This window comes from Bradyrhizobium sp. CCBAU 53421 (genome assembly GCF_015291625.1).
Taxonomy (GTDB): domain Bacteria; phylum Pseudomonadota; class Alphaproteobacteria; order Rhizobiales; family Xanthobacteraceae; genus Bradyrhizobium.
In genome coordinates, this window is the sequence record NZ_CP030047.1 from 8,601,596 (window position 1) to 8,623,778 (window position 22,183).

Genomic DNA, 22,183 nt, shown 5'->3' on the forward strand with positions numbered 1-22,183 from the left:
CCTCACTGGCCCCAGCCACACTGGCCGGAAAACTGTCGAGGCTCGCCAAACGGATCTTTTTGCGGGACCCCGGCTTCGCTCGACGGCCTTGTATTTGCCCATACAGCTGCATTCCTGGCGGCCAAGATCTTTGAACGTGCAGAGACGCGCCTCCACGGTGGCGCCAGCGCTCTGTTCGCACTTCTTACAGATACTTTTTCTTGAGAAACTGCAAATCGCCAAGGGCTTGAACAAGCGTGCCCATCGAAGGGATCGCATCGTCGTGTTTTGCCGGATTGAGCGCAGACCCGAGCGCGCGCAGCTTGCCCGGATGAGACGGGTCTTGCGTGAGTAGCGGCTCTACCTGCGGTCCAAGATGCCCAAGGGTCTTTTTGTCGTAGTCGAGCAACGACGCGGCCCCATCGCCCTTCGCGCGACGATCCTTGACCAGCATCTCCTTGCAGAAGCGCTCGGCAGCATCCCGCATGACCTCGCCCCCCTGCTTCCGAAGTGTCGGATGACCGCCACGGGCAAGCTTTTCCGCGCGGGTAAGCTGAGTTGCGAGGTCATCCGCCGTGTTTGTGACGCTCGATCCGTCCGCCGGACTCAGCAGCGCGATCTGGAACATGGAGATGTTCTGATGCAGATACCGCTCGCCAAGGTCCTTCCATGTGCGCTGATCCTGCGTAAGCACGATCACCTGCGTGCCAAGCCTCAGCAACTCTTCAAGCACCATCGCGTTGAAGAATGCCCGGTAGTCCTCATCGCTTGAGATAATGGGATCGTCCAGAACGATGAACCCGGCCTTCTCCTTCGCAGCCCGCGCGAGGAATAGCGCAAGGCCAAGGCAATGAAGCTGCGACTGGCTGAAAACCGCGATCACATCGCGAAGCTTCGGGTCGCTCCGGTCAGCCTTGGCCGAAAGGCCCGCCTTGAAATCGATGGTGCGGCGCGCGCCGGGGCGCGGCGCGACGCCGCTGAAGAAGCTGAGCTCGTCCGGCCGCAGAAGGTCCCACCATTTCTGAACGCCACCGCTTAGTTCGGTGAACTTTTCATCAAGAACCGCCTCGTTGCCCTTGTCGATCTGGCGCAGCGCCTGCGTCAGGTCCTTGCCGGCCTGCTCGCGGGCGGCATGGTCGATCAGCGCCGTGCGGAGACCTTCCTTGTCCGCTGCGAGATCGATAAGCTCCTGCCAGCCGACCGTTTCGCTCTGGGAATCGACAACTGCTGTGAGTGAATCGACGATCGCTGCTGCCAGCGCGTCGTATGCCGACAACGCGGCGGCGAACGCGTCGTACGCCGCGCGGAGCGTCGAAAATTCCGCTTTCAGGGCGCTCGAGTCAGCGAGCGAGTCCGGGTTTTCAGCGTGGGCTGCTGAGAGCTTTGATAACCGCCCGGCGCCGGCAAGCGCTCTCGCGCCCGCCCGGGCAAGGACGCGCAATGACGAAAGCCATGCCGCGACTTCAGCGTCAGCTTCTTCGCCCAGGAGGAAACGAATGCGCTCGACGCGAAACCCTCTTGCCCTGCGAAAGCGGGATGGATTGGCAATAAACAACGGGAGCGCCTGCATAATGCCGTCACGCGCGGATTTGGCAAGAGCCTGCATCCGGCCAAGCGTGCCGCCCGCTTCCTTGAGCGCGTTCTGAAACGCTTCGGTGTCGGCGACACGGCTCCGAATGAACGCCATGCGCGCAGGCGTCAGCGCGGCTTCGGAGCCGCATAGCGGACAATCGGCATCGCCTTCGGCTGCCGCGATTTCCGGCAAAGCGAGGGCTTCACGAAACAGGCTCGTGAGCCGGCGCGCCTCCGCATCCACCTTTTTCCGCTCGGCGATATACGTGTCCAGCTTTTCAAGCTCCGCCTCTCCCGGTCCCGGCCAATCGGGGAGCGGTTTGCGGTCGAACCCCTTGAGCGCGAACGTCTTCGAGCGCTTCTCGGCGAGCAGCGCCTCAAGCCGGGTAAAGCGCTCCTTGTGGTCCTCGGGCGCGGTATCGCCGTGCGCCTCGATCAGCTCTTTGCAGCACGCGGCAAGCGCGTCTGCGAGCTCCGCGGGCGTCGGCACTCTCGCAAGCAGGCGGGCGAGATGCTTTCCGGCTCCGGCAATCGTGCCCGCGGTCTCAAGCTTTCCAATCAGCGGATCGGCCGGCGCGGCAATCTCCTTCTCAAGGCCGGCAACCTGGGTGCGGAATTCTTCAAGGTCCGTAACCTCAAGCAACGCCTTGAAGTAACTCGCCCTGTCCTGCGGCCTTGCGGAGAACACATAGCCAAGCGTGTGCTGCGCGAGCACGGGCGCCCGGAGCGGCGGCTGGGAGAGCACAATGCCGAGAGCGGCAAGGTCGGCTTCTATCGCCGCCTTGCCGTCGATCTGAAGAATTGTCTCGCAATCCTGCTTCTTGCTGTAATCGGCTTTGAGAATCCGCGTGACGGTACGCACGGAGCGGTCCGCGCAGGCAATCGTGGCCCGCACGAATGCCTGAGCGTCCGCCGGCAGGTGGGCATTGCGCAGCGCGTCGGCGAACTCGTCCTGGCTGCTCGCCATGAGCGCGCGCCGGACGATCTGGCCTGTGAGCAGGAATTCGACCGCCTCCGCCAGGCTGGTCTTTCCTTGGCTGTTCGGTCCCCAGACGGCGGCGAGCAGCGATGGAAGCTCCAGGGTCTGCCCGGCGTTGCCGAATGCCCGGAAACCCTGGATTTCAAGCTTTACGATCCGGCAGCTCATATCCGCGCCTCAGCTCCTCGATACGATTCATGACGACTTCACGCAGCGCAGGGCGTGGGTCGGAGCCTTCTGCTCCGATCCGCGCGGACACGAGCTTCTCTGCGAGGCTGTCTTTCTTGAGGTGGCTCTTGAGTCGTTCGAGATTGTTCTGCGGCGTTTCTTTATCGCGTTCCTCAGGCTGCACTCTTCATCTTCCCCCTGGCCGGCTTTCCGGTCCCCTAGCCGATTTCGAGACAGTATACCAGCGGTAGCTGGTTCCGCGAGCCGCAACTGATATTCAATCTTGCGAAACTAACGAGAGCATAACAGTCCTCACGGAGGTCAGGCGTTTCGCTGCGATCGTTTTTTCGGCTCATACAGTCGGTCTACACGAGTCCGAGATGAGTTGCGGCGTTTGCTCTCGGTCCGCGATTACAATCGAGCCATCGCCCCCTGCCCGAACTCGGCGCGCGTAATCGAAATTGAGTAGCGATCCTCAAATAGAAGCGGTGGGATGCGCTCACAAGCGTGCCGAACATGGTGATCGATCCACCCAAAAACAAAAAGCTAACGGAGAGGCTCTCGGTAGAGATTCATCATTCCGAATACGCGCCAACGTTGCCGTTTCAACTACTACCTTCAAATTTCCTTTTATCTGATTATTCGGCTCGGCATTCTCGGCCTGTCATAGCGCACGATAGCTGCAGAAGCTGCCGAAAGCCCTCTTATGCATTTCGATATCTCCCAATCAAGTCGCAAGCTTGCCGCGGCAGCGGGTGCCGTCGATAGGGATCGATCTTGCCCTGATGCGGCTTGCCAGGCGACGTCGAATACATCGCGCACTTCTAGTGCTGACGCGAAATGAGCAGCCGTCGAAATCTCTTGCAGGCCCCTCCGGACCCGGCCATCATCGCTTTTGCCGAGGAGCTCGGCCGCGTGCTGGCGCGGCGGGAGTTCGTGAAGATGGAACAGGCGGCAACGCGCCGCGAGAATACCGAAGAGAGCGACGATGGCGAGAGCTGCGATATACGCCCGCTACTCATCCGACCTGCAGAACCCTCGCTCGATTGAAGATCAGGAGGCGCTGTGCCGCCGCTGGTGCGAGCGTGAAGGCCATGGTGTCGTCGAAACCTTTTCTGATGCTGCGCTTTCTGGTGCCTCGGTCCATGGCCGGGCCGGTCTTAAGAATCTGATCGCCGGCGCTGTTGACCGTCGCTTCGACGTCGTGGTCGTGGAGAGCTTCGATCGCGTTGCACGCTCGCAATCGGAGCTGCCCCAAGTCTGGGAAATGTTGCGCTTCTGCGGCTGTGAGCTTGTAGCCGTCGACGACGGGCGCGCGAGCGAGATCTCGATCGGCGTCCGTGGCTTGGTCGGCGCGCTCTACCTCACGGACCTCGCATCCAAGACACGCCGCGGGCTTGCCGGAAAGCTCGCGCAGGGGCAACGAGCCGGCGGCTTGCCGTACGGCTATCGTCCGATCGCGGGGCGGCCCGGCGAGCACGAGATCGACCACGACCAGGCGGCGGTCGTGCTGCGTATCTTCCGCGACTATGCCGGAGGTAGTACTTGCCGCGACATCGCTGCCGCTCTTAATCGCGAAGGTATTAAACCGTTTCGCGGCCGTGCCTGGAATGCGTCGACCATTCACGGATCTGCAAAGCGAGCCTCCGGCATGATCTGCAACGAGATCTATCGGGGCGTCATTGTTTGGAACCGCGTCGGCAAGATTCGCAATCCGCAGACGGGGCGCAAGGTGCCCCGAGTCAACCCGCGCAGTGAGTGGCGGCGGATCGAGGCACCGCATCTGCGCATCATCCCGGAAGATCTTTGGCAGGAGACGGCAGCTCGGCTTGCCAAGGCGCGAACCACGAATTGCGGCTGGAAGGGCGTGCCGCCTCGTCGCATCCTGTCGGGCCTCCTGCGGTGTGGCGAATGCGGCTCAAGCCTCGTCTCGGCTGGCTCGCAGCGCGGCCGGCCCGTGGCACGGTGCTCCCGGTCGATCGAGTCGGGAGATTGCACCAACAGGCGCCAATGCCGGCTTGACCTGATCGAAGAGGCTGTGCTCGGGGGCCTACGCGAGGAGCTCAAAAATCCTGCCGTAATCGAGGGTGCCCGCCGGGGCTTTGCCGAGGAGTGGGCGCGACTTTCGAAGGAGCGGTCGCGCGAGAGCGCCGCGGCTGAGCGCAAGCTACAGGATGCGCGCCGCGAGGCAGCTAGGCTGGTCGACGCAGTTGCAAAGGGAGAATTGACCGGACGTATGGTCGGCGCCAGGGTCGCCGAACTCGAGGCCGAGATTGATCGCCAGGAGGCGCGCCTCGCTCGGGCGACCGAGGGGAACGTCGTCACCCTGCATCCGGCTACTCTCGCCGTCTATCTCGATGCGGTGGAGCAGCTCGCGAAAGCGCTTTCGGCCGCCGATGCCAAGGCTGCGTGCCTCAAGCTGCGCGAGCTCATTGACTGCATTGTCGTAGCACCGCGGCTCAGGCCCGGCGATCCGATCCATTTCGAGGTTCGCGGGCGCCTAGCCGCCCTGATGCAGCCCGACCCCGGCAAAATGTCGGTGAGAGCGTTGGTGCCCAGGGGCGGGATCGAACCACCGACACTGCGATTTTCAGTCGCATGCTCTACCAACTGAGCTACCTGGGCATACCCGCGGGGCCGAAAAGGCCGGAGCGAGCGGGCGGTTTATAGAGAGGTCGGGGCGCCGTGTCCACCCGCCTTCGCCAAAGGCTTCGGCGCGGCGAGCCCGGCCCGAGCTCTTTCCCCAACTTGTTGGGAAATCTTGGCTATTCCGGGTCCTCCGCGTCGTCCTCGCGGCCGGGAACGACATAGCGGCCGGTCAGCCAGCGGTTGAGGTCGACGTCGCGGCAGCGCGGCGAGCAGAACGGGCGGAAGGCGTGCTCGACGGGCTTGCCGCAGATCGGGCAGGCGCGCGGGGTGGCAGAGGGTGTGGCCTTGGGCGTTCGGGCTTGGTCGGTCATGGCTGGGCCGGAGCTTACATCATCTGCCGCAAGTTCCGCTGCGCTCCCTCTCCCGCTTGCTGGTAGGGCAATCGCATATGCGTGTTCGAACGCCGGCAGTTGACGGCTACTGTGCATGGGGTTGTTTTCGATATTTTGGCAGCGCGCCCCTGGGACGGGCTATCGCATCCGGCTATCGGCTCGCTGCGCGAAAGTGGATACCTCACACCGCGACGGCGTTGAGCCAGCCGTGGCGGATCGGAAAGCCCTCACCGCCGAGCAAGGTCACGGTCTCGTAGAGCGGCAGGCCGACCACATTGGTGTAGGAGCCGACCATCTTGACCACGAAGGATCCGGCGATGCCCTGCACCGCGTAGCCGCCTGCCTTGCCGCGCCATTCGCCGGAGCCGATATAGGCCTGGATGTCGTCCTCGCTGAGCCGCTTGAAGCGCACGCGGGTCTCGACCAGGCGCTGGCGGAACGCCTCGCGCGGCGTCACCACGCAGATCGCGGTGTAGACGCGATGATTGCGGCCCGACAGCAGCCGCAGGCATTGCGCGGCCTCGTCGACCAGATTGGCCTTGGGCAGGATGCGGCGGCCGACCGCGACCACGGTGTCGGCGGAAATGATGAAGGAGCCGCGCAGATCGTCGTCGAGCTGCACCGACTTCAGCGCCGCATCCGCCTTCGCGCGCGCCAGGCGATTGGCGCAGGCGCGCGGCAACTCGCCCCGCCGCGGGGTCTCGTCGACATCGGCCGGGCGCAGCGCGTCGGGCTCGATGCCGGCCTGGTTGAGCAGGGCCAGCCGCCGCGGCGAACCGGAAGCAAGAACGAATTTGGGACGGCCTAGCATGCGGGCTTTTGGGCTGAATCGGGGGGACGAACGCGGGCGGAACCTATCGGATGGGGCATGGATGCACAACCTTGGAACTGCCTGCGAATCGCGCGCCCCCTTGGAGACAAGGCCCCATAAGCACAGCTGTTTGTCAGTCTGGCGACAGGGGACGGACCTTGCAATTCGGAACACGCCGGCCGCGGCCCGAGCCTCACAAATTCGCCGCACCGGCTTTGGTGAAGCGGCGGCGGATGCGCAGCAACAGGCCGTCGCAGACCTCGCGATAGGCGGCAAGCTTCTGCTCGCGATTACCGCTGGTGCCGGTCGGATCTTGGGTCGGCCAGTATTCGACATCGGTGGCGAGCGTCCGGGTCAGATCCAGCGCCTTGTGGTGCGCCTCGGGCGACAGCGTGATGATGAGGTCGAAGTTCAGCCCCTCCCAATCCTCGAGTTCCTCGAAGGTCTGCGGCTTGTGGCCGGAAATGTCCTGGCCGAACTCGGCCATCACGGCGACCGCGAACGGATCGAGCTCGCCCTTCTTCACGCCGGCGGAACGGACATAAACGCCCTGCGGGAACATCTGCTGCAGCAGGCTTTCGGCCATCGGCGAGCGCACGGCGTTGTGGCCGCATGCGAACAGCACGGCCTGAGGAGTGCGCGCGCGCGGCGCTTCCATGCGATCAGGCTTTTTTCGACCGGGGTACGCCCCCGTGGTCTGCCGAGGCGGCGATCATCATGCGCCTCTTATTCTGGCGCATGATCTCATCCGAAAACCGGTGCCCACTTTTCGGGATCATGCGCCCTCACCCTTCCAGTGCAGCACCGTGATCAGCGTGAACAGCCGCCGCGCGGTCTCGAAATCGACGCGCACCTTGCCCTTGAGCCGCTCTTGCAGCGTGCGCGAGCCCTCGTCATGGATGCCGCGGCGGCCCATGTCGATGGCCTCGATCTTGTCCGGTGTCGCGGTCCGGATCGCCTGATAGTAACTGTCGCAGATCATGAAGTAGTCCTTCACGACACGGCGGAACGGCGTCAGCGACAACAGATGCGCCACGACAGGCGCGCCGTCCTCCTTCCGGATATCGAACATCAGCCGGTTGCCGGTGATCGCGATATGCAGGGTGTAGGGTCCCGGCCCGGCGGCGCCTTCGGGCGCGAACAGGTTCTGCTCGACCAGATCGTAGATGGCGATCGCCCGCTCATGCTCGATGTCGGGCCCGGAACGGCCGATCGATTCCTCGTCGAGCGTCACCGCGACGATGCGATTGTTGGAATCCTCGTCGTCCGGTGGCTTGTTCATGAGAGGTTGAGGCGCAATCCGACGGAACGTGAATGGGCATCGAGACCTTCGGCCTGGCCGAGCGTCATCGCGGCGGGCCCGAGCGCACGAAGCTGATCCGGCCCGCACCGCAGGATCGAGGTTCGCTTCATGAAGTCAAGCACCCCGAGACCGGACGAGAACCGCGCCGAGCGCGCGGTCGGCAGCACGTGGTTGGAGCCGCCGACATAGTCGCCGATCGCCTCCGGGGTATGGGGCCCGAGGAAGATCGCCCCGGCGTTGCGGACCTTCTTCGACAGGCCCTCGGCGTCGGCGGTCATGATCTCCAGATGCTCGGCCGCGATCGCATTGGCGAGCTCGACCGCGTCGTCGAGCTTTGCCACCATGATCACCGCACCGAAATCATCCCACGAGGCGCGCGCAATCGCCGCACGCGGCAGCGTCGCGAGCTGCGCCCCGACCGCGCGCTCGACATCGGCGGCGAGCCGCGGGCTGTCGGTGATCAGGATCGACTGCGCGCTGACGTCATGCTCGGCCTGCGCCAGCAGATCGGCCGCGATCCAGTCGGCATTGCCGGTGTCGTCGGCGATGACCAGCACCTCGGAGGGGCCGGCGATCATGTCGATGCCGACCTTGCCGAACACCAGCCGCTTGGCCGCCGCGACATAGGCGTTGCCGGGGCCGACGATCTTTGCCACTGGCGCGATCGTTGCCGTGCCGTAAGCCAAAGCGGCCACGGCCTGGGCGCCGCCGACGCGGTAGATTTCCGAGACGCCGCCGAGATGGGCTGCCGCGAGCACCAGCGGATTGAGCTTGCCATCCGGCGCCGGCACCACCATGACGACCCGCGGCACGCCGGCGACCCTGGCCGGCACCGCGTTCATCAGCACCGAGGACGGATAGGCCGCGGTTCCGCCGGGCACATAAAGCCCGACCGCATCGACCGCGCTCCAGCGCCAGCCGAGCTCGACGCCGGCGGCATCGGTGAAGCGCTCGTCCTTCGGCAGCTGGCGGCGATGAAAGGTCTCGATCCGGTCGCGCGCGAATTTCAGCGCCTCGACCGTCTTGGGGTCGCAGGCCGCAACCGCGGCGTCGATCTCGGCGGCGGTGACGCGCAGGCCGGCGGCGTCGAGATCGAGCCGGTCGAACTTCTTGGTGGCCTCGAGCAGCGCAGCATCGCCGCGGGCTGCCACGTCATCGACGATGGCGCGGGTGGCGCGCTCGACGTCGGCCGAGACCTCGCGCTTGGCCGCCAGGAATTCGCGGAAACGCTGCTCGAAATCGGCGTTCTGTCGGTCCAGGCGAACGGGCATGGCGGCTTTCTGAAGAGGACTATCGGTCCCTGCTCAATGGCGCGGCGGATAATGGCCGTCAACCCTTGGGGAGCGCTGAAAATTGCCTTCGCCGGGAAGACGGTATGTTTACCCCGGAGCCACCCCGAGGTCGTCTTCTCCGAGATCGGTCAATTCGCACTCCAGGCACTCGACATCCAGCCGCAGCGCCGCCCCCTCGCCGAACATCAGGAGCGCGCTGCCGCTCGGCGGGTCGGAGGCGTGGAATTCGATCCCGAGCAGTTCCAGGGTGGCTTCCGGGGCCTCCAGGTCGATATTGCGCGACTTGCATGCCAGCACCCGGTCGAACCGGAGCGCGGCGATCAGCCGGCGTGAGCAGGTGCCGCCCGACAGGGTCTGCTCCCAGTCCAGCCGGTTCAGGCCGACCACGAGGCGCTTCTCGTCCTGCCGCCAGACGATGTCGGCGGGCTGGACGCGGGCGTCCTGGACATGGGCGGAGATCACCGCGAGGTCATCGGCATCGAGGGCGATCAGTTTCAGCGGTGCGGGTGGGGACATGACGGTGGTTATAACGCCTTCGACCGCCGGAGGTACCAAGCTCCGTCAGGAAATCCGGCTCCAGGGAACCGGCCTTGCCGCCACCCGTCAGAGGCTGTTGATGTCCTCGCTCTCCAGCACCGGCCTCGGGTAACCGTCGCGGGCCACCTTGAGCATGGCGCGGCCGAGCTGTTCCGATGTCGTCATGTAGCTCGGGGCAACGCGAACCAGGAACGACAGCAGCGGCGCGGTCGCGACATAGATCGCCTGCACCCAACCGGTCTTGGAGCGGACCCCGTGCAGCGGCTGGATCCCGGCCGGCCGGAACATATAGGCGGCCTTGAACGGCAACTTGAGCAGGTCGTTCTCGGTCTTGCCCTTCACCCGTGCCCACATCAGCGGGCCCTGCTCGGTGGAATCGGTGCTGCGTCCGCTGACATAGCTGAACACCATGCCCGGATTGAGCCGCGCCAGCACCGTCGCCGCAGCCAGCGTGATGTCGTAGGTGAGACGCCGGTAGCGCGCCTCGTCCATGCCGATCGAGGACACGCCGAGGCAGAAGAAGCAGGCGTCGTAGCCAGTGAGCTGCGGCTCGATCGCGCTGTAATCGGTGAAATTGTCGCAGGTCAGCTCGACCAGCCTGGCGTCGCGCTGCCCAGTCGGGCTGCGCCCAACCGCGAGCACACGCTCGACGCCGGGATCGAGCAGGCATTCGCGCAGCACGCCCTGCCCGACCATGCCGGTCGCGCCAAACAGAATGACCTTCATGCGCTGTGCTCCTTTGCCGCGCTGTGCGTTTCACTAGTGGTGCACAAAAATATCTTTGTGCGCGAATCTCGTGAGGAGGGCACGTCAGTCAGGCTCCCTCCCCCCTTGCGGGGGAGGGCTGGGGAGAGGGGTAAGCCCCGGGCGAGATGGGCGACGAAGCAGTTGGTATCGCAATCTTGTTAGCGGCAAGAATTCGAGGGAGCGCGTCGTGTGGCTACCCCTCTCCCTAACCCTCCCCCGCAAGGGGGGAGGGAACCCTTTCGTCGGTGGCTCCCTTACGTACGTGCGCCTAGGCTGCGTTGGTCGAGGCGGCACTGACGCAGAGCGCAGGCTCTCTCACCTCACCCCTTGATGAACGCCAACAGATCCCTGTTGATGGTCTCGGCCTCCGTCGTCGGCATGCCGTGCGGAAAGCCCTTGTAGGTCTTCAGCGTGCCGTTCTTCAGAAGCTTGGCCGACAGCGGAGCGGAATCGGCATAGGGCACGATCTGGTCGTCGTCGCCATGCATCACCAGCACCGGCACGTTGATCTTCTTCAGGTCCTCGGTGAAGTCGGTCTGCGAGAACGCGACGATGCCGTCGTAATGCGCTTTCGCGCCGCCCATCATGCCCTGCCGCCACCAGTTCTGGATCACGGCTTCCGACGGCTTTGCGCCGGGCCGGTTGTAGCCATAGAACGGCCCGGCCGGCAGATCGCGGTAGAATTGCGAGCGGTTGGCTGCGAGCTGCGCCTGCAGCCCGTCGAACACCGACTTCGGCAGGCCGCCGGGATTGGCCGCCGTCTGCACCATCAGGGGCGGCACCGCGCTGAGGATCGCGGCCTTCGCGACCCGGCTCTCGCCGTGACGGGCGATGTAATGCACGACTTCGCCGCCGCCGGTGGAATGGCCGACATGGACGGCGTTCTTCAGATCGAGATGCGCGGTGACGGCAGCGAGGTCGTCGGCGTAGTGGTCCATGTCGTGGCCGTCGGCGACCTGGGCGGAGCGGCCGTGGCCGCGGCGGTCATGGGCGACGACGCGGAAGCCGTGACCCACGAAGAACAGCATCTGCGCGTCCCAGTCGTCCGACGACAGCGGCCAGCCATGGCTGAACACGATCGGCTGACCCGAACCCCAATCCTTGTAGAAGATGTCGACGCCGTCTTTGGTGGTGATGGTGGGCATTTGATTGCTCCTTTTGTTGCCAATGCGTCATTCCGGGGCACGCGAAGCGTGAACCCGGAATCCAGAGATTAGATTGCGAGATTCCGGGTTCGACGCTGCGCGTCGTCCCGGAATGACGAGGTGTTGTCAGATCAGGCGAACGTGACCGGCCTGAACCGGCGCCAGGCGCCGATGATCATCACGGCGAAGAACACCAGCACGATGCCCTGCACCGCCGCGAACACCGGCCCGGACGGCGGGTTCGGCGGCACCGCCGGCGCCAGCGCCTGCAGCGCCGGCACCTTGAGGAAGCTCTGGATGACGAGCACGAAGACGTTGAGATAGAGCGAGACCATCGCGGTCACGATATAGATCGGGCGCCAGGCGCCCTTGAGCTGCATCGCATACAGCGCGATGCAGGCGATCGCGAGCAGCACCAGCGAGAGTGCGCCGATGATATGTGACGGTAGCAGCTTCTCGGTCACCAAGGGCGGGATCACGAAGCCGGTGGCGCTGGTCAGGATCGTGAACAGGAGGAAGATCGAAGTCAGCCCGGGCATCGCGCGCGAGCCGAGCAGGCCGAACATCACGATGACGCCAGCGACAATTCCGATCAGGCTGATAATGACGTGCACAAGCACCAGCGTCGTCATGTGGAGCACTCCCCGTTGAGAACCCGCACCACGTTACGATGCGTCCTTGAAAATTGCTACATGGTTCGATGGCAGGATGGCCGACAGCTCATGAGAAATTTTGCCAAGGCCAGATTTTGATTGACCGTCATCCTGAGGAGCGCGTCTTCGCGTGTCTCGAAGGATGCACGGCCCGGCTGGTGGCCGATTCATCCTTCGAGACGCCGCTACGCGGCTCCTCAGGATGACGGGGATAGTCCGTGCATACGTCAGATGGCGCGGCATGTGCGCCTCGTGAGACATTGAATCAATAATAGCGCGGGATCGGCCCGTTATGCGGCGTCTTGCGCTTCGACAGGTCGAACAGCACCTCGTCGACATAGCACCAGCCCCAGCCTTCCGGCGGATCGTAGCCCTCGATCACGGGATGGCCGGTGGCGTGGAAATGCGCCGTCGCATGCCGGTTCGGCGAGTCGTCGCAGCAGCCGACATGGCCGCAGGTCCGGCAGATCCGCAGATGCAGCCAGCGGCTGCCGCTCTTCAGGCATTCCTCGCAGCCGAGCGCACTCGGCGTGACATCCTGGATGCCCGCGATATGGGTGCAGCCCTTTGTCATTTGCGACCTCGTATCTGAAGTGAGCTCTTTTGAACCGTCATCCTGAGGCGCGAGCGGAGCGAGCCTCGAAGGATGCACGGCCCGCATTGTGGCCGATTCATCCTTCGAGACGCCGCTTCGCGGCTCCTCAGGATGACGGAGGAAAAGCTACACCGACGGACTCCCGGCATCGGCGAGATAGCCGTGCAGGGCAGCAACCACCTGCGCGCCCTCGCCGATCGCGCCGCCGACGCGCTTGACCGATCCGGAGCGGACGTCGCCGACCGCGAACACGCCGGGCACCGTGGTCTCGAGCAGCGGCACGGCGCGCGCGCCCTCGCCGTTCTGCACGCCGGTCATCACGAAGCCGCCGCGGTCGACCTGCACGCCGCAGCCCTCGAGCCAGCCGGTCGCCGGATCGGCGCCGACGAACAAAAAGAGATTGCGGATATCCATGGTGAACTCGTCGGGTGCGAGCCGGCTGCGCCAGCGCACCCGCTCCAGCGTCTCGGCGCCGTCGAGCCCGACCACCTCGGTGTTGAACATCAATTCGATGTTCGGCGTCGCCTCGATGCGCTCGATCAGATAGCGCGACATGCTGGCCCCGAGCCCGCCGCCGCGGATCATCATGTTGACCCGGCGGGCATGCGCCGACAGGTACACCGCCGCTTGCCCGGCGGAATTGCCGCCGCCGACCAGCACGACATCCTGCTGGGCGCACAGCCGTGCCTCGATCGGCGAGGCCCAGTACCAGACGCCGCGGCCCTCATAGCTCTCGAGCTTGTCGATCGCCGGCCGCCGATAGCGCGCGCCGCTTGCGACCACCACCGACCTGGCGCGCAGCGTATGCCCGCATCCGGTGGCGAGCGCGAACGCACCCGAAGCCTTCGAGCAGTCGAGCGACTTGATCGAGACCGGGATCAGCATCTCGGCGCCGAATTTCTGCGCCTGGTTGAAGGCGCGCCCCGCCAGCGCCTGGCCGGTGATGCCGGTCGGGAAGCCCAGATAGTTCTCGATCCGCATGCTGGCGCCGGCCTGGCCGCCGAACGCGCGGGAATCGAACACCGCGACCGACAGGCCCTCGGAGGCCGCATAGACCGCGGTGGAGAGCCCGGCCGGGCCGCTACCGACCACGGCGACGTCGTAGAGCTTCTCATGCGCGCTGTTGCCGATCATGCCGAGCGCCATCGCAAGCGCGGTCTCGGACGGATTGCGCAGCACCGTGCCGTTCGGGGTGACCACCAGCGGCAACTCGGCGCGGGTCGGCGAATAGCGCGCGACGAGGTCGGCGGCATCCTTGTCGGTCTCGGGATCGAGCACGTGATGCGGCTGGCCGTTGCGCGCCAGGAAATTCTGCAGCGGCGCCATGTTGCCGACCGACGCCGAGCCGATCAGCACCGGCCCGCCGGCGCCGCCCTGGATCAGGCTGACGCGGCGCAGGATCAGCGCGCGCATGATGCGCTCGCCGAGGTCAGCCTCGGCGACCAAAAGCGCACGCAGCCGCTCGGGCGGCAGCAGCAGCGTCTCGACGGGACCCTCGGCATGGCCGTCGACCAGCGCGGCGCGGCCGGAGAGCTGACCGATCTCGGCAAGGAATTGTCCAGGGCCCTGGTCGATGACCGGCGTGACCCGGCCGAGGCCATCGCGCTGGGAGATCGCCACGCAGCCCGACAGCACCACGAACATGCCAGGACCCGGCTTGCCGGTCTCGAACAGCGCCTCACCGTCCTGGTACGTGCGCGGCTCGCCGAAGCGGCGCATCCGCTCGATCTCATGCACCGTCAGCGTCGGAAAGGTCTGCTCATGGCGCGGAAAGGCGTAGGCGGTGGCGTTCAGCCGGTCGATCGTCGTCTCATCTACAGCCATCTCAGCGACCCACTTCTCGTTGCAACACACGCCACCCGGCTGGAGTTTCGATTCTCATTAGAGCCAGAACCCAGGCCCGGCTTGTCGTTTTGCCAGATTTTCTGCACGAACTGATGTCCACCACGCGGGAAAAGGCTCTAGCGGCCCGGCCCGTTTCCGCCGGCGTCATCTCGCGAGCCGTCCTCTAGTGAACCGTCCTCTAGTGAACCTTGCGCCGGTTCGGAAGCCACATCCTCGCGACCGCGCGCCTGCGATTTCCGCCGCTTCAGGTTTTCGCGCAGCGCCAGCTTGAGACGATCCTGTCGTGAATCCTTCATGCGGGCTCCGGCCTGCCCGCCGCCTCTGTCCTGCTCGCCTGTCATTGCAAAACTCTCGAACCGCCGACGCCCTGCGCAACGCGACCATAGCCAATGGCGCATGCCGGCGCACCCTGCCCGGTCGGCCAGTTGCGCACTCGGTGGCATGATTCGGCGACTTGGCGGATCAGAAGGTTTCCGGAGGAATCGGGAACCCAATCAAGCCGAAATCGGCCGGATTGGACAGAATCACTGCGCGGAACGTCAATTTCTGCCGATTTCGTCAGCAAGCGGGGTGCTGTTTCGCTTGCGCGAAGGGGAGGCCTGTGGCAAGAACCGCCCGCTTGGACGGGCCCTTAGGGCCGATTCAATTTTTCCCGGGCATGCTGCCGTAGCTCAGTGGTAGAGCACTCCATTGGTAATGGAGAGGTCGACAGTTCAATCCTGTCTGGCAGCACCAGGATCTTCCTCAGCGAATCGCAGTTGTCGGCGCGGACGGCGCAGTGCCCGAACGCATCAACGCGCGAGCAGCAGCCCTGCCCCGCCGATCGTCAACACCATATAGAACGCGAGCACACTGCCGACCCATATCCAATCGATCTGTCCGTGTTCGGGGCTGAGGCTTTCGATGATGCCGTGCATGATGGTTTCCTCTAGAAGTCGCATGCGCGGCGTATAGACCCTGCCTCGACCACCTCATGTGACTCACTTCACACTTTGCGGACCCAAGAGTGACCGGCCCAGAACTGAAGAAATTGCGCGAACATCTCGGCGAGGCGCTCGGCCGCAAGCTCACGGTCGCCGACATGGCGAAGCTGTGCGGGCTGCCGGCCGCCGACGGCGCGGAGAAATTCCGCAGGTGGGAGGTGACCGGCCCGACGGCGAAGGTCGCCGCCCTGCTGCGGGTGCTAGCGATGGCGAGCGAGCAGTATCCGATCCTGGAGAAGTTCGACGTGTTCGATCGTCACGACGTTCCGGTCGGGGATCGCGCCGCGCGCCGCGAAGCGTTCCGCGAGCAGATCCGCGACGACGTGCGCAAGCGTCTCGACTAGGGCGGTTTGGTTAACGGAAGAGATGCGTTGCGCACGGCGCGTTAAGCCTTCCGTCATTCCCGCTTAAGCGTTCGTTAGGCACAACAAAACGTTTCGCGGCAGAGGGTGCGACTTAGCGCGCCAGGTCGCCTTTCGGTCACAGCATTTTATTCAAATGCGGTCTAACGCATCGCCATGGATGGCGCCATTCACGCTGCGCCTCATGACTTGTCCGGAGACTGCCCCCATGAAGAAGTTCCTGCTCGCAACCGCAGCCACAGCTGTTGCCGTCGCTGCCCTTGGCGCGACCGCCCAGGCTGCCGACCTCGGCTCCCGCGGCTATTACCAGAAGGCGCCTGCGCCTGTTTACGCCGCGCCGCTCTACAACTGGACCGGCTTCTATCTCGGCGGCCATCTCGGCGGCGTGTTCTCCCAGAACAACAACTTCAACGGCCTCGCGCTGACCGACTCCGACGCGCGCTTCATGGGCGGCGTCCAGGCCGGCTACGACTGGCAGCTGTCGCCGATGTGGGTGATCGGCGTCGAAGGCCAGTATTCCTGGGTCGGCGGCCACCAGCTCAACGCGATCTTCCCCGGCGGTTACGTCTACAACAACAACCAGCGCGGCATCGGCTCGATCACCGGCCGCGTCGGCTACACCTGGGGCCCGGGCCTGATCTATGTGAAGGGCGGCTACGCCTATTCCGACAACAACGAAACGGTGACGCTGGGCGGCGCGCAGGTACCCTTCGCGCTCAGCGACAACCACAGCAACGGCTGGACCATCGGCGGCGGCGCCGAATACATGTTCGCGCCGAACTGGTCGGCCAAGGTCGAGTACCAGTACTACGACTTCGGCGACAGCCGCTTCACCGCGCCGGGCGCGCTGGTGCCGGTCGGCAGCTTCCACAATGACGAGCACACGGTGAAGGCCGGCCTCAACTACCGCTTCAACCTCGGCAACCTCGGCGGCCCCGCTTACGGCCGCTACTGAGGTTACGGACCATCACAACCAAGAGTGGAAAGGCCGGCTCACGCCGGCCTTTTTGCATCCGATCGCGTGCATCAATTTCGCAGAGCGAACCGAAACCGCGCACCGCGCCACCGCCCCGAAAAATCCGGCAGATCGCCGCAATTTTCCCGATTTTGTTAACCCGCCGCACCGATACTCCCGCGCCGGGGAAACATCCAAGAGTAGTGGCCAAGGATAGTGGCCAAGCGTAGTGGGCCAGGGGGCACAGGGGCAATGGCGTTTCGGTTCAAGCTCGGCAAATTCAATCTCAAGCGTATCCACCTGCCGCAGATGGGCGTCAGGGGCAGCCTGTTCGCAGCATTCGCCGTGATCGCGGGCATGGCGCTGGTGATCAGCGCCGGCGCCGGCATCGTGCTGCATCGGCTCGGCGGCACCATGGGCGATCTCTCCGGCCGCGACATTCCGCGGCTCGCCGCGAGCCTGCAACTCGCCGCGCAGAGCGCCTCGCTCGCCGCCCAGGGTCCAGGCCTGCTCGCCGTGCAGAGCGAGGACGCGCTGAACGATCGCACCAAGAAGGTGCAAGAGGTCGCGCAGCAGACCAATGCCAAGCTTGGCGAGATCATCGAGCTCGGCGCCGATAAATCCGTCGTCAGCGCGCTGCAGGAGAACGTCAAGAACACCGACGAGGCGACCAAGAGCCTGATCTCGGCGGCGCACGAGCGGCTCGACGTCGGCGCGCTGCGCGACAAGCAGTACAACGCGCTGCGCAAGGCGCAGGGCGCCTTCGTCTCCGCCACCGGCCCCGCGATGCTCGACGCCCAGACCCGGCTCAACGCCATCCTCGCCGCGGCCGAAGTCTCCGCCGACGATGCCACCGAGGCCGCCCGCACCGTCGGCCAGATCAGCAACGTGCTCGCCGCCGGCAATTTGATGGCCGCCGACATGACCGCGGCGCTGTCGGCCAATTCCAGCGAGACGCTCGATGCGATCGAGGCGGAGTTCAAGAAGGGCCGCGAGCGCGTCAAGTCCAACCTCGAGGACCTGCCGAACAATCCGGCGATCGTTGCCGTGCGCGACACCGCGCAAAAGCTGCTGGTGCTCGGCGAAGGCAAGACCGGCGTGTTCAAGGTCCGCCAGAAGGAGCTCGACTCGATCGATTACGGCCAGACCATCCTGGAAGAGACCCGCAAGCTCAATGTCGGGCTCGGCATCAGCGTCCAGCAGCTGGTCGACGCCGTGCAAAAGGAGACCGACTCCGCAACCTTCCAGGCGCGGCAGCAGATCTCGCTCGCGACCACTGTCATGATCGGCCTCGGCGCGCTGACGCTGGTCGGCTCGTTCCTGTTCGTCTGGCTCTATGTCGGGCGCAATATCCTGCGCCGCATCCGCGGCCTGCAGCGCTCGATGCAGCTGCTGTCCGACGGCGATCTCGACACCGAGATCCCGCAGAGCCGCCAGCGCGACGAGATCGCAGTCATGGCCGACGCGCTGCAGGTGTTCCGCGAAAGCATGATCGAGGGCCGCGAGCTCACCGAGAACCAGAACAAGGACCGCACCGCCAAGGCGGAACGCGCCTCGCGCATGGAGACGCAGATCGTCGCGTTCGAGTCCAATGTCCGCAGCGCGCTCGGCAGCCTGCAGACCGCGGCGAACTCGATGCAGTCGACCGCGCAGAGCATGTCGGCGACCGCCGACCAGTCGAGCGCATTGGTCAACGCGGTGGCCTCGGCGGCCGAGGAAACCTCGGTCAACGTGCAGACGGTGTCGGCCGGCACCGAGGAGCTGTCGTCGTCGATCTCCGAGATCGGCCGCCAGGTCGTCACCTCGGCGGAGATCGCCCGCAAGGCGGTCGAGGAAGCCAGCGCCACCGACACCACCATGCAGGGGCTTGCCGACAACGCCGCGCGGATCAGCGTGGTGGTCGACCTGATCCAGACCATCGCCTCGCAGACCAATCTGCTGGCGCTCAACGCCACCATCGAGGCGGCGCGCGCCGGCGAGGCCGGCCGCGGCTTTGCAGTGGTCGCCTCCGAGGTGAAGAACCTCGCGAGCCAGACCGCGAAAGCGACCGAGGAGATCCGCCAGCAGATCGTCAGCATGCAGGAGGTGACGACGACGGCCGTCACCGCGATCCGCAACATCTCGAACACGATCGGCGAGATCAACGACGTCACCACCGCGATCGCCGCCGCGGTCGAGGAGCAGGGCGCGGCAACCCGCGAGATCGCCCGCAACATCCAGCATGCGGCGGGCGGCACCAGCGAGGTGTCGAGCAATATCGTCGGCGTCTCGACCGCCTCGGCCGAGGCCGGGGCTGCGGCCGGCGAGGTGCTGAGCGCCTCCGACGCGCTGCGCCGCGAGGCCGACGTGCTGCGGTCCGAGATCGACGGCTTCCTGTCGAACATAAGGGCGGCGTAGGGCAGCTATTCCGTAGCCCGGATGGAGCGCAGCGAAATCCGGGAGCACGATTTGTCTTCCCCTTCCCCCTGAAGGGGGGAAGGTCGGGATGGGGGTCAGCCGCAAGCGACGCTCTATGTGGAAAGAGCAGATCCCCACCCGCTTTGCTCTGCGAGCAAAGCGACCTCCCCTTTTCAAGGGGAGGTTTGACAAAGCGACCGTACCCGATTGCGCTGCGCTTCATCCGGGCTACGGAATTCTAGGACCTCCGCCCATTCTCCGGACGGCCATCTGATTTTTCGGCTGGCGCGGCGGCCCGTGTCCCGCTAAGCCGGTAGCATGCATACGAAGACCGACAGCCTTCCCTCCTCGGCGGAGGCACTGCGATACCCTTGGGAGAACCATCCCGGCCACGACCAGGTCGTGGAGGTGGCCCCCGGCGTGCTGTGGGCGCGGCTGAAGCTGCCGTTCCGCCTCAACCATGTGAACATCTACCTGCTCGCCGACGGCGACGGCTGGACCATGGTGGACGCCGGCTTCGGCAACGAGGAATCGATCGCGGCTTGGACCACGCTGTTCGAGGGACCGCTGAAGCACGTCAAGGTCAAGCGGCTGATCGTGACGCATTCGCACCCCGATCACGTCGGTCTCGCCGGCTGGATCACCGAGCGTTTCGACTGCCCGCTGTACATGTCGCAGGTGGAATATCTGCAATCGGTTTATCACCAGAACCGCGGCACCGAGGAACGGCGCAACGCGCAGCGGCTGTTCTTCCGCCGCCACGGCATGGACGAGGACCTGACCGAGAAGCTGCTCGGCCGCGGCCAGGATTACCTGAAGCGGGTATCAGTACTGCCGCCGTCCTATCACCGCCTCACCCATGGCGACGAGGTCGTGATCGGCGCGCGGCGCTTCAAAGTGATCACCGGCGGCGGGCACGCGCTCGACCAGGTGATGCTGTATTGCGCGGCCGACAAGCTGTTCCTGTCCGCCGACCAGGTGCTGAGCAAGATCTCGCCCAATGTCAGCGTCTGGGCGGTCGAGCCCGAGCAGAACTCGCTCGGCGAATATCTGGCCTCGCTGGCCAGCCTGACCACCACCCTGCCCTATGACGTGATGGTGCTGCCGGGCCATGGAGTGCCGTTCTACGGGCTGAAGACCCGGATCAAGCAGCTCGCCGATCATCATGAGGAGCGCTGCCGGCTGATCGCCGAGGCCTGCCGCGAGGTGCCGCAGACCTCCAAGGAACTGGTGCCAGTGGTGTTCCACAAGCACGTGCTGGACGAGCACCAGATGGGATTTGCCGCCGGCGAGCTGGTCGCCCACGTCAACTACATGCTGGTCGAGGGCCGCCTGACGGCCGAGATGCACGACGACGGCATGCTGCGCTTCAAGACCACCTGAACCCGGCCGGGCGGCGAGGCATCGCCCGGCGATTTGACCGAAATCAAGCCGAACAGTCCCCGGCTAGGGCAATTTGCCCAACCGCAACGCATGCCCAGATGTGGGTCAATGCATGGACATTGGAGCTGGAAAAGCTCTAAGAAGAGGCAGCTTTTCCGGTCAGGTTCCGCTTTCTGGGTTCGCCGATGAATTACAGCCAGTTTTTCCAAACCGCCCTCAACCGCCTGCATGACGAGCGGCGCTACCGGGTGTTCGCCGACCTCGAACGGATCGCGGGACGCTTCCCGCACGCGACCTGGCATTCGCCGAAGGGCAGCCGCAACGTCGTGATCTGGTGCTCCAACGACTATCTCGGCATGGGCCAGCACCCCAAGGTGGTCGGCGCCATGGTCGAGACCGCGACCCGCGTCGGCACCGGGGCCGGCGGCACCCGCAACATCGCGGGCACCCATCACCCGCTGGTGCAGCTCGAGGCCGAGCTCGCCGATCTGCACGGCAAGGAAGCCTCGCTGCTGTTCACCTCGGGCTACGTCTCGAACCAGACCGGCATCTCGACGCTCGCCAAGCTGATCCCGAACTGCCTGATCCTCTCGGACGCCCTGAACCACAATTCGATGATCGAGGGCGTGCGCCAGGCCGGCTGCGAACGCCAGATCTTCCGCCACAATGACGTCGCCCATCTCGAAGAACTCTTGATCGCCGCCGGCCCCGAACGGCCGAAGCTGATCGTCTGCGAGAGCCTTTATTCGATGGACGGCGACGTCGCGCCGCTCGGCAAGATCTGCGATCTCGCCGAGAAATATGGCGCCATGACCTATGTCGACGAGGTGCATGCGGTCGGCATGTACGGCCCGCGCGGCGGCGGCATCGCCGAGCGCGATGGCGTGATGCACCGGATCGACGTGCTCGAAGGCACGCTGGCGAAAGCGTTCGGCTGCCTCGGCGGCTATATCGCCGGTCGCGCCGAGATCATCGACGCGGTGCGCTCCTACGCGCCGGGCTTCATTTTCACGACCGCGCTGCCGCCGGCGATCTGCTCGGCCGCAACCGCGGCGATCCGCCATCTGAAGACCTCGAACTGGGAGCGCGAGCGCCACCAGGACCGCGCCGCCCGCACCAAGGCGATCCTGACCGCCGCCGGCCTGCCGGTGATGTCGAGCGACACCCATATCGTGCCACTGTTCGTCGGCGATCCCGAGAAGTGCAAGCGCGCCTCCGACCTGCTGCTCGAGGACCACGGCATCTACATCCAGCCGATCAACTATCCGACGGTCGCCAAGGGCTCCGAGCGGCTGCGCATCACGCCCTCGCCCTACCATGACGACGGCCTGATCGACGCGCTGGCCGATGCCCTGCTCCAGGTCTGGGACCGGCTCGGCCTGCCGCTGCACCAGAAGCCGCTGGCCGCCGAGTAACCCTATCCGTTTCCGACGGCGAATTTGGGCCGGCCGTGCATCGCATGGCCGGCCCTTTGCGTTATAATCCTGACACCCGGC

At 65.1% G+C, this 22,183-nt stretch carries 22 protein-coding genes, 2 tRNA genes and 1 pseudogene; 8 read left to right on the top strand and 17 right to left on the bottom strand.

Annotated elements, in window-relative coordinates; all coding sequences use genetic code 11:
- Positions 1-184: 184 nt before the first annotated feature.
- Positions 185-2,698, bottom strand: a complete 2,514-nt coding sequence (locus XH92_RS39820; RefSeq protein ID WP_194456908.1) for an ATP-binding protein — start codon at positions 2,696-2,698, stop codon at positions 185-187.
- Positions 2,673-2,882, bottom strand: coding sequence for a hypothetical protein (locus XH92_RS39825; protein ID WP_194456909.1), 210 nt, complete (start codon positions 2,880-2,882; stop codon positions 2,673-2,675). Before XH92_RS39825 ends, XH92_RS39820 begins: the two co-directional genes overlap by 26 nt.
- Before the next feature lie 656 nt (positions 2,883-3,538).
- Here XH92_RS39825 and XH92_RS39830 point away from each other — a divergent pair.
- Both XH92_RS39830 and XH92_RS44185 read left to right on the top strand, forming a co-directional pair.
- On the top strand, positions 3,539-3,748 hold the full coding sequence (locus XH92_RS39830; RefSeq protein WP_194456910.1) for a hypothetical protein: 210 nt from the start codon (positions 3,539-3,541) through the stop codon (positions 3,746-3,748).
- Positions 3,687-4,691 (top strand): annotated as a pseudogene (locus XH92_RS44185) (recombinase family protein); the annotation flags it as partial. The gene XH92_RS39830 and the pseudogene XH92_RS44185, both read left to right, overlap by 62 nt.
- Before the next feature lie 174 nt (positions 4,692-4,865).
- Here XH92_RS44185 and XH92_RS39845 read toward each other — a convergent pair.
- From XH92_RS39845 to XH92_RS43525, 14 genes are all read right to left on the bottom strand, one after another.
- The gene (locus XH92_RS39845; protein WP_194456911.1) at positions 4,866-5,180 is read right to left on the bottom strand and encodes a hypothetical protein; all 315 of its coding nucleotides are present in this window, start codon (positions 5,178-5,180) and stop codon (positions 4,866-4,868) included.
- A gap of 67 nt (positions 5,181-5,247) precedes the next feature.
- Positions 5,248-5,323 (bottom strand) — tRNA-Phe (locus XH92_RS39850).
- A gap of 140 nt (positions 5,324-5,463) precedes the next feature.
- Positions 5,464-5,658, bottom strand: a complete 195-nt coding sequence (yacG, locus tag XH92_RS39855; RefSeq protein WP_194456912.1) for a DNA gyrase inhibitor YacG — start codon at positions 5,656-5,658, stop codon at positions 5,464-5,466.
- Positions 5,659-5,860: 202 nt separating this feature from the next.
- Entirely contained in the window at positions 5,861-6,490 is a 630-nt protein-coding gene (locus XH92_RS39860) for a Maf-like protein (RefSeq protein WP_050423304.1), read from the bottom strand.
- Positions 6,491-6,683: 193 nt separating this feature from the next.
- A complete protein-coding gene (locus XH92_RS39865) occupies positions 6,684-7,148 on the bottom strand; it encodes a low molecular weight phosphatase family protein (RefSeq protein WP_194456913.1) in 465 nt (154 codons plus the stop codon).
- Positions 7,149-7,265: 117 nt separating this feature from the next.
- The gene (locus XH92_RS39870) at positions 7,266-7,772 is read right to left on the bottom strand and encodes a UPF0262 family protein (RefSeq protein ID WP_092123128.1); all 507 of its coding nucleotides are present in this window, start codon (positions 7,770-7,772) and stop codon (positions 7,266-7,268) included.
- Positions 7,769-9,064, bottom strand: coding sequence for a histidinol dehydrogenase (hisD, locus tag XH92_RS39875; RefSeq protein ID WP_194456914.1), 1,296 nt, complete (start codon positions 9,062-9,064; stop codon positions 7,769-7,771). The genes XH92_RS39870 and hisD overlap by 4 nt, the downstream gene beginning before the upstream one ends.
- Before the next feature lie 108 nt (positions 9,065-9,172).
- Complete coding sequence (locus XH92_RS39880; protein ID WP_194456915.1) at positions 9,173-9,601, bottom strand: DUF2948 family protein; 429 nt, start codon at positions 9,599-9,601, stop codon at positions 9,173-9,175.
- A gap of 87 nt (positions 9,602-9,688) precedes the next feature.
- Positions 9,689-10,348: an epimerase gene (locus XH92_RS39885; RefSeq protein ID WP_194456916.1), complete on the bottom strand. Its 660-nt coding sequence runs from the start codon at positions 10,346-10,348 to the stop codon at positions 9,689-9,691.
- A gap of 341 nt (positions 10,349-10,689) precedes the next feature.
- Entirely contained in the window at positions 10,690-11,514 is an 825-nt protein-coding gene (locus XH92_RS39890; RefSeq protein ID WP_194456917.1) for an alpha/beta fold hydrolase, read from the bottom strand.
- Positions 11,515-11,645: 131 nt separating this feature from the next.
- On the bottom strand, positions 11,646-12,146 hold the full coding sequence (locus tag XH92_RS39895; RefSeq protein WP_194456918.1) for a hypothetical protein: 501 nt from the start codon (positions 12,144-12,146) through the stop codon (positions 11,646-11,648).
- 286 nt (positions 12,147-12,432) lie between these two features.
- Positions 12,433-12,741, bottom strand: coding sequence for a UBP-type zinc finger domain-containing protein (locus XH92_RS39900; protein WP_057018148.1), 309 nt, complete (start codon positions 12,739-12,741; stop codon positions 12,433-12,435).
- Between the two features lie 147 nt (positions 12,742-12,888).
- Positions 12,889-14,586: a cyclic nucleotide-binding domain-containing thioredoxin-disulfide reductase gene (locus XH92_RS39905; protein WP_194456919.1), complete on the bottom strand. Its 1,698-nt coding sequence runs from the start codon at positions 14,584-14,586 to the stop codon at positions 12,889-12,891.
- 137 nt (positions 14,587-14,723) lie between these two features.
- On the bottom strand, positions 14,724-14,903 hold the full coding sequence (locus XH92_RS43525; protein ID WP_371817897.1) for a hypothetical protein: 180 nt from the start codon (positions 14,901-14,903) through the stop codon (positions 14,724-14,726).
- 364 nt (positions 14,904-15,267) lie between these two features.
- Here XH92_RS43525 and XH92_RS39915 point away from each other — a divergent pair.
- A tRNA-Thr gene (locus XH92_RS39915) sits at positions 15,268-15,342 on the top strand.
- 56 nt (positions 15,343-15,398) lie between these two features.
- Here the strand turns inward: XH92_RS39915 and XH92_RS43740 are convergent.
- The gene (locus XH92_RS43740; protein ID WP_256437516.1) at positions 15,399-15,524 is read right to left on the bottom strand and encodes a hypothetical protein; all 126 of its coding nucleotides are present in this window, start codon (positions 15,522-15,524) and stop codon (positions 15,399-15,401) included.
- Positions 15,525-15,613: 89 nt separating this feature from the next.
- Between XH92_RS43740 and XH92_RS39920 the strand changes: the two genes are divergently transcribed.
- The 5 genes from XH92_RS39920 (at position 15,614) to hemA (ending at position 22,102) form a co-directional block, all read left to right on the top strand.
- Positions 15,614-15,934 (top strand): hypothetical protein, encoded by a 321-nt coding sequence (locus XH92_RS39920; protein ID WP_194456920.1) that lies wholly within the window; start codon positions 15,614-15,616, stop codon positions 15,932-15,934.
- Between the two features lie 226 nt (positions 15,935-16,160).
- Positions 16,161-16,907 carry an outer membrane protein gene (locus XH92_RS39925; RefSeq protein WP_194456921.1) on the top strand — a complete coding sequence of 249 codons (747 nt, stop codon included), beginning with the start codon at positions 16,161-16,163 and terminating at the stop codon, positions 16,905-16,907.
- Between the two features lie 252 nt (positions 16,908-17,159).
- Entirely contained in the window at positions 17,160-19,304 is a 2,145-nt protein-coding gene (locus tag XH92_RS39930; protein WP_194456922.1) for a methyl-accepting chemotaxis protein, read from the top strand.
- 318 nt (positions 19,305-19,622) lie between these two features.
- Positions 19,623-20,687 (top strand): MBL fold metallo-hydrolase, encoded by a 1,065-nt coding sequence (locus tag XH92_RS39935; protein ID WP_194456923.1) that lies wholly within the window; start codon positions 19,623-19,625, stop codon positions 20,685-20,687.
- Between the two features lie 185 nt (positions 20,688-20,872).
- A complete protein-coding gene (gene hemA, locus XH92_RS39940; protein ID WP_194456924.1) occupies positions 20,873-22,102 on the top strand; it encodes a 5-aminolevulinate synthase in 1,230 nt (409 codons plus the stop codon).
- Positions 22,103-22,183: the final 81 nt, after the last annotated feature.

Bases quoted from the DNA above. Each gene is read 5' to 3' on its own strand.
- XH92_RS39820 (WP_194456908.1), bottom strand. From the start codon at position 2,698: ATGAGCTGCCGGATCGTAAAGCTTGAAATCCAGGGTTTCCGGGCATTC.
- XH92_RS39830 (WP_194456910.1), top strand. From the start codon at position 3,539: ATGAGCAGCCGTCGAAATCTCTTGCAGGCCCCTCCGGACCCGGCCATC.
- XH92_RS39845 (WP_194456911.1), bottom strand. From the start codon at position 5,180: ATGGATCGGATCGCCGGGCCTGAGCCGCGGTGCTACGACAATGCAGTC.
- yacG (WP_194456912.1), bottom strand. From the start codon at position 5,658: ATGACCGACCAAGCCCGAACGCCCAAGGCCACACCCTCTGCCACCCCG.
- XH92_RS39860 (WP_050423304.1), bottom strand. From the start codon at position 6,490: ATGCTAGGCCGTCCCAAATTCGTTCTTGCTTCCGGTTCGCCGCGGCGG.
- XH92_RS39865 (WP_194456913.1), bottom strand. From the start codon at position 7,148: ATGGAAGCGCCGCGCGCGCGCACTCCTCAGGCCGTGCTGTTCGCATGC.
- XH92_RS39870 (WP_092123128.1), bottom strand. From the start codon at position 7,772: ATGAACAAGCCACCGGACGACGAGGATTCCAACAATCGCATCGTCGCG.
- hisD (WP_194456914.1), bottom strand. From the start codon at position 9,064: ATGCCCGTTCGCCTGGACCGACAGAACGCCGATTTCGAGCAGCGTTTC.
- XH92_RS39880 (WP_194456915.1), bottom strand. From the start codon at position 9,601: ATGTCCCCACCCGCACCGCTGAAACTGATCGCCCTCGATGCCGATGAC.
- XH92_RS39885 (WP_194456916.1), bottom strand. From the start codon at position 10,348: ATGAAGGTCATTCTGTTTGGCGCGACCGGCATGGTCGGGCAGGGCGTG.
- XH92_RS39890 (WP_194456917.1), bottom strand. From the start codon at position 11,514: ATGCCCACCATCACCACCAAAGACGGCGTCGACATCTTCTACAAGGAT.
- XH92_RS39895 (WP_194456918.1), bottom strand. From the start codon at position 12,146: ATGACGACGCTGGTGCTTGTGCACGTCATTATCAGCCTGATCGGAATT.
- XH92_RS39900 (WP_057018148.1), bottom strand. From the start codon at position 12,741: ATGACAAAGGGCTGCACCCATATCGCGGGCATCCAGGATGTCACGCCG.
- XH92_RS39905 (WP_194456919.1), bottom strand. From the start codon at position 14,586: ATGGCTGTAGATGAGACGACGATCGACCGGCTGAACGCCACCGCCTAC.
- XH92_RS43525 (WP_371817897.1), bottom strand. From the start codon at position 14,903: ATGAAGGATTCACGACAGGATCGTCTCAAGCTGGCGCTGCGCGAAAAC.
- XH92_RS43740 (WP_256437516.1), bottom strand. From the start codon at position 15,524: ATGCACGGCATCATCGAAAGCCTCAGCCCCGAACACGGACAGATCGAT.
- XH92_RS39925 (WP_194456921.1), top strand. From the start codon at position 16,161: ATGAAGAAGTTCCTGCTCGCAACCGCAGCCACAGCTGTTGCCGTCGCT.
- XH92_RS39930 (WP_194456922.1), top strand. From the start codon at position 17,160: ATGGCGTTTCGGTTCAAGCTCGGCAAATTCAATCTCAAGCGTATCCAC.
- XH92_RS39935 (WP_194456923.1), top strand. From the start codon at position 19,623: ATGCATACGAAGACCGACAGCCTTCCCTCCTCGGCGGAGGCACTGCGA.
- hemA (WP_194456924.1), top strand. From the start codon at position 20,873: ATGAATTACAGCCAGTTTTTCCAAACCGCCCTCAACCGCCTGCATGAC.